Raw genomic sequence first — 4,260 nt, 5'->3', positions numbered from 1 at the left:
CAGTGAATTCGTGCACGGTTTCGTCGGAGAGAGTTCCTGCTTCGAGGTCACGGTGACGGGAGATGAATATCGTGATGCAGACGGAGCATCGCTCAGCTTGATCCTTGCCAACTCTTTGCCACCAGGTCGGCATCGGCTCTATCTGCGTCCTGCACAATTGCATTTGGGCCAAGATGCGGCGACCGCGTCAAACCATCTGAAGCTGCGCGTCGAGACATTGGAGTTCCTCGGCGACAGCTGGCGCTATCACCTTGTTGCCGGGCAGGTATCTCTTGTGTGTGACCACTGCGCCAATCTAGGGCTCCAGCCGGGCCACGGTGTGACGGTCGGCTGGGAAGATACGGCGATGCGGGTGTTCTCGTGAAGCGGCCAGGGGAAAGCCCGCTGGGGTTCTGGTTGGTCATGGCACCGGCGCTCTTGCTCTCGCTCGTCTGCTTCGGCGTTCCGGCCCTGTTCATGGCCCGCATGAGTCTCAACGGTCATGAACCGCAGACCGCCTATGTCGCTGGGGTCACCTTCGAGCACTATCGCAGGCTCCTGTCTGATACGTTGATCGCGGGGGTGATCTGGAACACGACCCGGCTGGCGTTCTTCGCCTCGATTCTTACGGTCGTGCTCGCTTATGCTTTCGCTCTGCTCGTCTGGCTGAGGCCGGGACGATGGCGCTTCATGTTTATCGGCTTGGCTCTTCTGCCCATGCTGATTTCCGAGATCGCCATCATCTTCGGCTGGTGGACGATTTTTCCAAAAAACGGGTTGCTAAGCTACATCGTCGTTTCGACCGGCCTGACCAACGACAAGATCAGCTTGATGTACACCGAAGGTGCTGCTCTCGTGGGTCTCGTTTACGTCGCGCTTCCCTATTGCTTCTTCATCCTGCTCTCGGTCTTCGACGGCATCGACCGGCGCACGCTGGAAGCCGCCTCCGATCTCGGTGCGCCGCCGTTCACAACGTTCTCCGAAGTGATCCTGCCGCAAACGCTCGTCGGTCTGTTTGCAGCCTTTGCGCAGGCCTTCATCTGGACGATGGGCGTCTATGCAACGCCGCTGGCGCTCGGCCCCGATACGCTGTGGACGCTCGGCTATCTGATCCAGGACCAGATGTTGAGCAAGCACCACTGGCCGATGGCCGCGACGCTTTCCATGGCGCTGATGCTGGGGATTGCCGGCATGATGGCCGTGATCCGCTGGCTCCAGCCGACACAGAGGTCTTTTCATGTCTAGGTCTTTTGCGACGTTATTGCGCGTAGACCTCGTCCTCCGGATATTAGCAGCCATCTTTGGCGCAAGTATCCTGGTTTACATTCTGCTGCCGATCCTGATGACTCTGGCAATGTCGTTCAGTGCCGGGCAACAATTGCGTTTCCCCATTCGCAACCTTTCCCTTGAATGGTATCTTGATTTCGCAGGAAGCGCGCAATGGACGTCCGCACTGGCCAACAGCCTGCTGGTAGCAACCGGAACCATGGTTCTCTCGACGAGCTCCGGGGTCGCAGCTGCATGGGCCTTTACGCGCAACACAATCCGCGGGTCGTCGGTGCTCTACCTCATCATCATGCTGCCGCTCTTCATGCCCGGCGTTGTTCTGGGGCTTGGCATCGCGATGACATTCAGTCGGGTCCAGGTTTTCGGGGTATCGCTTTTTGGGTCGCCGCTTCTGGTCATCCTTGCACATTCTCTCTGGGCCATGCCGTTGGTCTTCCTGCTGATGGAGGCCGTCTTTCGAACGGTTGATCAGCGCCTCGTCGAGGCGGCCCTCGATCTCGGCGCTCGTCCGTGGCGGGTGTTTGTCGAGGTCGTACTACCCGCCTGCACTACGGGCATCTTTTCGTCAGCGCTGTTCGCTTTCGTGATTTCGCTAAACGAGTTCGTGATGGCGCTGTTCCTGACGGATCGCGACAGCCAGACACTACCAGTCCTCATGTGGCTATCCTTGCGATCTGCCGCTACACCGATGCTGGCGGTCGCGTCGATGACGCTCACCGGTTCGGTATTGATCGGTCTCGCTCTGGTTGCCGTCGCCCGAACTCGACGCATGCAACATAGGCTAGCTCGGTGGGATCAATCACCGACCGGCCCACCGAGACCAGAGGCGCAAGGCCTCACACAAGCGGCACACATTGGCCAATAAAGTGGGACCACAGTGGTGGCGAGGTTCCAGGCGCAGAATTCCGAGGCCGCAGGTTTCGATCCGTGCGCACGCGATGGGAACGGGGGAACCAACTGCCCCAATTCTATTGCCGGATACCAACAAAGCTGTCCCCACAGCTCGGCTGTCGAGCGCCTCCTCGGTCCAACGTTGAGCGAGTCGCCATCCTAGTTCTTGAAAGCCATTGCCCATGCGCGTGTGAAAACCGACAGTTGGGTGCCGCGAGATTGGCGAAACTGCGCGCGGCCTGCTCTCTGCCGGAGCTTTTGTTGCCGATGAAGGCACCTACAGCCGCCTACGCAAGCGGCCAGATCTGGCGCTCGAACAGCTAGAATGTCATCGAGCTCAAGCCAGCCCAGCGTAGCCTGGCTCATTCTCTTTAATAGGTCGTCTAGCCGCGCACCGCGATGTCCGCAGTCCGACAAATGTGAGTTATACCCTTGGCCCTGTTCGGTCCCGAAGTTGTTTTTCAAGCCTTTTTCTCTTGGCACGATTTATGCGGAGTTACCAGCAAAGGCCCCATGAGCGAGGAGAACGCCTTGTCGCGCTCAAAACGAGCATCAAGCTACACGATCGTCAAAATTCCTGTCTGTCAGCTGCGACCGACAGAGGAAATCAACTTTGAACGTGCTCGGACGCTGGCCAAGATGATAGCTAAAAGGGGACTGTGGACCCGGCCGATGCTGGTCGAACACCGCCATTTGTTGATCATGGATGGTCATCACCGCTATTCTTGTGCCACCGAGCTCAGCCTATCGTCTGTTCCATGCATATTGCTCTCCTATGATGATCCAAATCTGCATGTGACCTACTGGTCCGAGCCCGGGCCCGTTGCTGTGGATCGGATTATCCAGGCCGGCCTTTCCGGCGTCCCGTTGAGCTATAAGACCATCCGGCACAAATTGGTCGCGCTGCCAAGCTGCTCCGTCGATCTGGACGACCTGAGATGAGGGACGATCAATGATCCAGGAATACTCTGGCGATGAACCGGAGCCATTACGCAGCGAGTGGACGCTCGATTTGCTCAACAGCCGATCCGAACTAGCTGCTTGGGTCGACGGATTCGGATCGCCCTTGCACGTGGTATTTCCAGACCAAGCCAATCGAAATTACCTACAGTGGCGGAATGAGTTGCGGACAGTCTATGGCGATTGTGAGATCCAGTTTGCGTTGAAGGCCTGTAAGTCTGCGGCGCTTCTGCGCGCATTCGCTCTGGCTGGCGCTGGTGCCGATGTTTCTTCGGCTCACGAAATGACTTCGGCCTTCGCGAACCTAGTTCCAGTGCAGCGTATCTCGATGACCGGTCCGGCGAAGTCCGATCATGAAGTTAGTCTGTGCATACGCAATGGGATAGCTATCCACGTCGACTGTATCGAAGAGCTGAAGCGCATTCTTGAATTGGCCGGAACGGCGGGCAGTATCCGTAGTCTGTTCCTCCGGGCCCGTCCCAGAAGCGAGCCAGGTTCGCGTTTCGGGATGACCGAAGGTCAGTTGATGGCGTGTCTGCCGCTACTTGAAGAGGCCAAGGTGGGGCGGATTGGTGTTTCCTTTCACATCAACGATTACAAAGTTGAGACTCGCGCAGAACAGTTGCGCGCCTCCATCGCTTTTCTACGGCGTCTCTGCGCGCAGGGCCTGCCCCCCGGCGGCATCGATATCGGCGGGGGATATCCCATCCGTTACCTTGAGAGGTTCGATCCGGCTGCATACAGTCGAGGCGTGCATTGGGCCAGTATGCCAAAACCCGGTAGCTATCCTTATGCTCCGGAGCTTGCCGGCTCGCGCCACGCAGCTGCAGTCATCCAGATCGCTCTAGCGGAGCCGGCAGACCGAGGCTTCTTGGAGCGTTACCGGCTGCCAATCATCCTGCAGCCGGGTCGCTCGCTTCTCGACCAGTGCGGGATCAGCGCCTTCAATGTAATTGAGGTTAAGGAACTTGGAGACAGTCGATTCGCGGTGGTCCTCGACGGTATGTCCTTTTCACTTTCTGAGACTTGGTTTGGCGCCGATTTCGTGCCTCCTCCGGCGATTCTGCCGCGACAAAAACGTGCAGCGGCGCGACATAATGCGCTCTATTTTCTGCTCGGGCGCAGTTGTCTCGAGTCCGATGT

Annotated in this window: 5 protein-coding genes; all 5 read left to right on the top strand. The window is 58.0% G+C overall.

The genetic code is table 11. The features are described from left to right. The coding region (locus tag EOA29_RS27190; RefSeq protein WP_127221869.1) for a TOBE domain-containing protein at nucleotides 1-364 on the top strand (364 nt) is incomplete at its 5' end. Between the two features lie 38 nt (nucleotides 365-402). Beyond that, entirely contained in the window at nucleotides 403-1,224 is an 822-nt protein-coding gene (locus EOA29_RS27185) for an ABC transporter permease (RefSeq protein WP_127221868.1), read from the top strand. Then, entirely contained in the window at nucleotides 1,217-2,131 is a 915-nt protein-coding gene (locus EOA29_RS27180) for an ABC transporter permease (RefSeq protein ID WP_127221867.1), read from the top strand. The genes EOA29_RS27185 and EOA29_RS27180 overlap by 8 nt, the downstream gene beginning before the upstream one ends. Nucleotides 2,132-2,589: 458 nt before the next feature. Then, nucleotides 2,590-3,099 (top strand): ParB N-terminal domain-containing protein, encoded by a 510-nt coding sequence (locus EOA29_RS27175; protein ID WP_127221866.1) that lies wholly within the window; start codon nucleotides 2,590-2,592, stop codon nucleotides 3,097-3,099. Between the two features lie 10 nt (nucleotides 3,100-3,109). Further along, on the top strand, nucleotides 3,110-4,260 hold a 1,151-nt coding region (locus EOA29_RS27170), incomplete at its 3' end, for a hypothetical protein (protein WP_127221865.1).

The sequence above is a fragment of the Mesorhizobium sp. M1E.F.Ca.ET.063.01.1.1 genome (assembly GCF_003998155.1).
Taxonomy (GTDB): Bacteria; Pseudomonadota; Alphaproteobacteria; order Rhizobiales; family Rhizobiaceae; genus Mesorhizobium.
This window is presented reverse-complemented; position numbering and strand designations above follow the sequence as displayed.

Excerpts from the sequence above, each read along its gene's own strand:
- EOA29_RS27185 (WP_127221868.1), top strand. The coding sequence starts at position 403 with ATGGCACCGGCGCTCTTGCTCTCGCTCGTCTGCTTCGGCGTTCCGGCC.
- EOA29_RS27180 (WP_127221867.1), top strand. The coding sequence starts at position 1,217 with ATGTCTAGGTCTTTTGCGACGTTATTGCGCGTAGACCTCGTCCTCCGG.